The organism is uncultured Campylobacter sp., assembly GCF_938018035.1.
In the GTDB taxonomy this organism is placed as follows: Bacteria; Campylobacterota; Campylobacteria; order Campylobacterales; family Campylobacteraceae; genus Campylobacter_B.
The window spans coordinates 1-3,805 of sequence record NZ_CALIJF010000389.1 but is presented as its reverse complement, the minus strand read 5'-3'; the positions used below and the strand labels follow the sequence as shown (position 1 = coordinate 3,805).

The window sequence follows — 3,805 nt, the reverse complement described above, 5'->3', positions numbered from 1 at the left end:
GCAAAGCCGTCCGGGTTGGCGAGCTTTTTCGCGCCGCTAAGCTCAAACTGCTTGATCGAAATCGGCGTCGTGATGTCGTTGCCGATGACCATATCAATGGCGCTTTCGATGATCTGTCCCGCAAAAACCGCCTCGCCCACGTGCTCGCTAAAAATTTTCTCCGTGATCGTCTGCTTCATAAAATCTCCTTCGTATCGGTTAAATTTGCGCGATTTTAGCTAAAAAATCATAAATTTTTGCAATTTTATGTATAATTGAGCCGCAAGGAGCGAGACGATGGAAATTTTAGATATTTTTGCAAACCGCAGAAGCGTAAGAAAATACGCGCAGGGGTCGCTTGAGGACGAGGCGCTGGATAAAATTTTAAAAGCGGGCCTGCTTGCGCCGTCGGGGCATGCACGCCGCCCGTGGGAGTTCATCCTCGTGCGCGACAAACGGATGCTTGAGCGGCTAAGCGGATGCCGCAGCAGCGGAGCGGATATGCTAAAACAGGCTGCGGCCGCGATCGTCGTGATCGCAGATGAGCAGAAGCAGGACGTCTGGATCGAGGACTGCTCGGTGGCGCTAGGCTACATGCACCTTGCCGCAAGCGCGCTAAATCTCGGCAGCTGCTGGGTGCAGGTAAGGCTGCGCGCCGCCGCGGACGGGCGCAGCTGCGAGGAGTTTTTGCGCGAGGCACTGGGCTTTCCGCTAAATTTCAAAGCAGAAGCGATACTAGCCCTCGGCGTGCTGCAACGGCACCCGAGCCCGCACGATCTGCAGAAGCTAAATTTAAGCAAAATCCACAAAGAGAAATTTTAACGCGTATGAAGTATCAAAACTTAATTCAAATTTGCGAGTATCTACGCGCCAAACGCTTCCTTTCGCACATTAAGCGCGTAGGAGATAACCTTTTTAAAGTCTGCTTTGACGGCAACGAGACGCTGTTTTTCGATATGAATAAATCGGGCTGCAATATCCACGAAAATGACGCTTTTACCGAAGGCAAGGTTTACGCGGCGCCCTTTGATGTGCTACTTGCCAAGCGCTTCGTAAAATCGCGCATCACCTCCGTTAGCGTGCCAGAAAATAATAGAATTCTATGCCTTAGCGTAAGCCAAAACGCAAGCTACAAAACCCAAAGCTCAAATATCTACTTCGAATTTACCGGGCGATTTACCAACGTAATAATCACCGATGAAAACGATGTGATTTTAGAGGCGCTGCGGCACTTCGAGACGGAATTTAGACAGATCAAGGTAGGAAGAAAACTCCGTCATCTGCCGCCTGCAAATATTAAAGAAGCCCCCGTGCCAAAAATTTCGGACTTTAGAGCATTTTTTCGCGCGGAATTTAACGCGCTAAATGCGGATCGCTTAAACTCGCTCAAATCCGCAAAAATCACGGCGCTAAATAAAAAGCTAGACTCGGTGCGTGAGGCTTTAGGCTCTTTGCAAAGCAGCGCCGAACTACTGCGAAGCGCCGAGCTTTTAGGTGCGAAAGCTGCCTTGCTAAAAGAAAATATCTATAAAATTCCAACCAGTGCGCGAGAATTTACACTGCAAAAAGGAGACGCCGAAGCGATAGAATTTAAGCTGCAAAAGCCTGCAAGTGCCACTTTGGGCGAGCTTTACTCTGAGGCAAAGCGTATGCGCCAAAAGGCTGCTAATATCCATATCGAAGAGCAAAATTTAAAGGAGAAACTCGCGTTTTACGAGAATTTAAAATCGCTCGTCCTTGCCGCACAGGATGCACACGAGATCGAAATTCTAATGCCTAAGCGCACGCAAACTAGGCAAAAAAGCAAGGAAAAAAATAGCGAATATGTAGCGAACTTTTATCTCGGGGATTTTAAAATCAGCGTCGGGAAAAACGAAAAAGGCAATGAGTTCTTACTAAAAAATAGCTCCAAATCCGACTATTGGTTTCATCTTAAGGATATTCCAAGCGCACATGTCATCGTAAAGACAAATAAGCAAAGTCTAAGCGAAGAGGTGGTCGAATTTGCTGCTAAAATTTGCGTGAGCTTCAGTGCAAGCGGCAGCGGAAAATATCTCGTCGATTACACCAAACGTCAAAATGTCAAAATCAACGAAGGTGCTTTCGTAAACTACGTAAATTTTAAAACAATCAGCGTTTTAAAGCCGTAATAAGCGAGCTTGCGATATAATTGCTCAAAATAAATTCCAAGGAAATTCTATGAAGCAAAGAATAATCACGGCAAGCATTTTACTCGCCGTATTTTTGGCTCTAATTCTCATAAACGCTAGGTGGCTAAATTTCGCCGTATTTGCGCTGATACTCGTGCTTGCGTTTTTTGAAAGCCTCAAGTTATGGGGTCTGGAGGAAACTAGCAAAAAGTGGCTCGCGCTGGCGATCGCATTTTTTGCGCTGCTACCATTTACGCAGACCGATGAGCCTTTCGTCTCAGCGCTAAAAGTTAGCATCCTGATGATCCTATGCGTCGCCTCTGTCGTAGCCTTTACCAAGGGTCCTAGCCTAAAGATCACGCTTCCTTTCATCTATCCCGTTGCGCCGATATTTTTTATGTGGGCGGCTTACGATGATTTTGGGGAAGTTTTTCACTTCGTTTGGCTGATCTTTATTATCGTAGCTAGCGATAGTGGCGCATATTTTATCGGAAGAGCCTTTGGCAAAACCCCGCTAAGCGCTAGCTCGCCGAATAAAACCGTAGAAGGCGTACTAGGTGGTCTTGCGCTCGCGCTTATCGTTAGCCTCATTTATGCGCGCATCTTTACCAATATGCCGCCGCTTGAAATTTTAGGAAAAACCATCATCATAGCAATTTTTGGCGTGTTTGGCGATCTATTTGAGAGCTACCTAAAACGCGCGGCGGGTCTTAAAGACAGCGGCGCGCTCTTTCCGGGACACGGCGGGATCTTAGACCGCATCGACGGCTATATGTTCGGCGCAATCGCGATGGCGATAGTCTATTCATGGTAGTTTTAGGTTCCACGGGCTCTATCGGCACAAACACCCTAGACGTAGCCGCGCGCAGCGGCAGTATGATCGAAGCGCTTAGCTGCGGGCGTAATATCAAGCTTTTAAACGAACAGATCGCAAAATTTCATCCTCGTCTCGTCTGCATCGCGGACACGCAGCAAAAAAGCGAGGTGGATCACGAGCGCGTATTTTGCGGCGCGGATGGAATTTTGCAGATGCTTGCGGAGTGCAAAAGCACGACCGTGGTAAACGCTCTCGTAGGCTTTGCGGGCATGATGCCCAGCCTAAAAACCCAAGAGCTCGGCAAAAGGCTCTGTCTCGCCAACAAAGAAAGCCTCGTCGTCGGCGGGAAATTTCTGCAAACGGATAAAATTTACCCGATCGACAGCGAACATTTCGGACTGAAATTTTTACTTAGCAACGCCAAAACCCCCGTTTCTCGCCTAATCATCACGGCTAGCGGCGGCGCGTTTTACGACGTTCCGCTAACGCAGCTGGGCTCGCTCACGCCGCAAAACGCCCTCAAGCACCCCAACTGGAAGATGGGCGCGAAGATCACGATCGACAGCGCCACGATGGCGAATAAGCTCTTTGAGGTGATCGAGGCGTTTTGGCTCTACGGCATGCGCGATATCGATGCGCTCATCGAGCGCACCTCGCAGATCCACGCGCTAGTCGAATTCGCAGACGGCTCTACGACGGCGCACATTAGCAGGGCCGATATGCGCCTAGCGATCGCGCACGCGATGTTTAGCGGCGACGTACGGGAGCAGATCACCGCGCCCGTAGATCTGTGCGCGCTGCGACCGATAGAATTTAAGCCGATCGACGAGATGAAATTTCAAATCTTTACCCTCAAAGA

At 48.9% G+C, this 3,805-nt stretch carries 4 protein-coding genes and 1 pseudogene; 4 read left to right on the top strand and 1 reads right to left on the bottom strand.

Annotation, left to right across the window (positions count from 1 at the left end; translation table 11 throughout):
- A pseudogene (locus tag Q0257_RS11845) lies at window positions 1-179 on the bottom strand (3-isopropylmalate dehydratase large subunit); the annotation flags it as partial.
- A 97-nt stretch (window positions 180-276) separates the two neighbouring features.
- On the opposite strand from Q0257_RS11845, the gene Q0257_RS11840 reads away from it, so the two are divergent.
- The 4 genes from Q0257_RS11840 to Q0257_RS11825 form a co-directional block, all read left to right on the top strand.
- A complete protein-coding gene (locus Q0257_RS11840) occupies window positions 277-801 on the top strand; it encodes a nitroreductase family protein (RefSeq protein ID WP_298025047.1) in 525 nt (174 codons plus the stop codon).
- 5 nt (window positions 802-806) lie between these two features.
- Window positions 807-2,129, top strand: a complete 1,323-nt coding sequence (locus tag Q0257_RS11835) for an NFACT RNA binding domain-containing protein (RefSeq protein WP_298025045.1) — start codon at window positions 807-809, stop codon at window positions 2,127-2,129.
- 49 nt (window positions 2,130-2,178) lie between these two features.
- The gene (locus Q0257_RS11830; RefSeq protein ID WP_005872778.1) at window positions 2,179-2,943 is read left to right on the top strand and encodes a phosphatidate cytidylyltransferase; all 765 of its coding nucleotides are present in this window, start codon (window positions 2,179-2,181) and stop codon (window positions 2,941-2,943) included.
- Window positions 2,937-3,805: 1-deoxy-D-xylulose-5-phosphate reductoisomerase (locus tag Q0257_RS11825; protein WP_298025043.1), on the top strand; the 869-nt coding region annotated here is incomplete at its 3' end. The genes Q0257_RS11830 and Q0257_RS11825, both read left to right, overlap by 7 nt.

Excerpts from the sequence above, each read along its gene's own strand:
- Q0257_RS11840 (WP_298025047.1), top strand. The coding sequence starts at position 277 with ATGGAAATTTTAGATATTTTTGCAAACCGCAGAAGCGTAAGAAAATAC.
- Q0257_RS11830 (WP_005872778.1), top strand. The coding sequence starts at position 2,179 with ATGAAGCAAAGAATAATCACGGCAAGCATTTTACTCGCCGTATTTTTG.
- Q0257_RS11835 (WP_298025045.1), top strand. The coding sequence starts at position 807 with ATGAAGTATCAAAACTTAATTCAAATTTGCGAGTATCTACGCGCCAAA.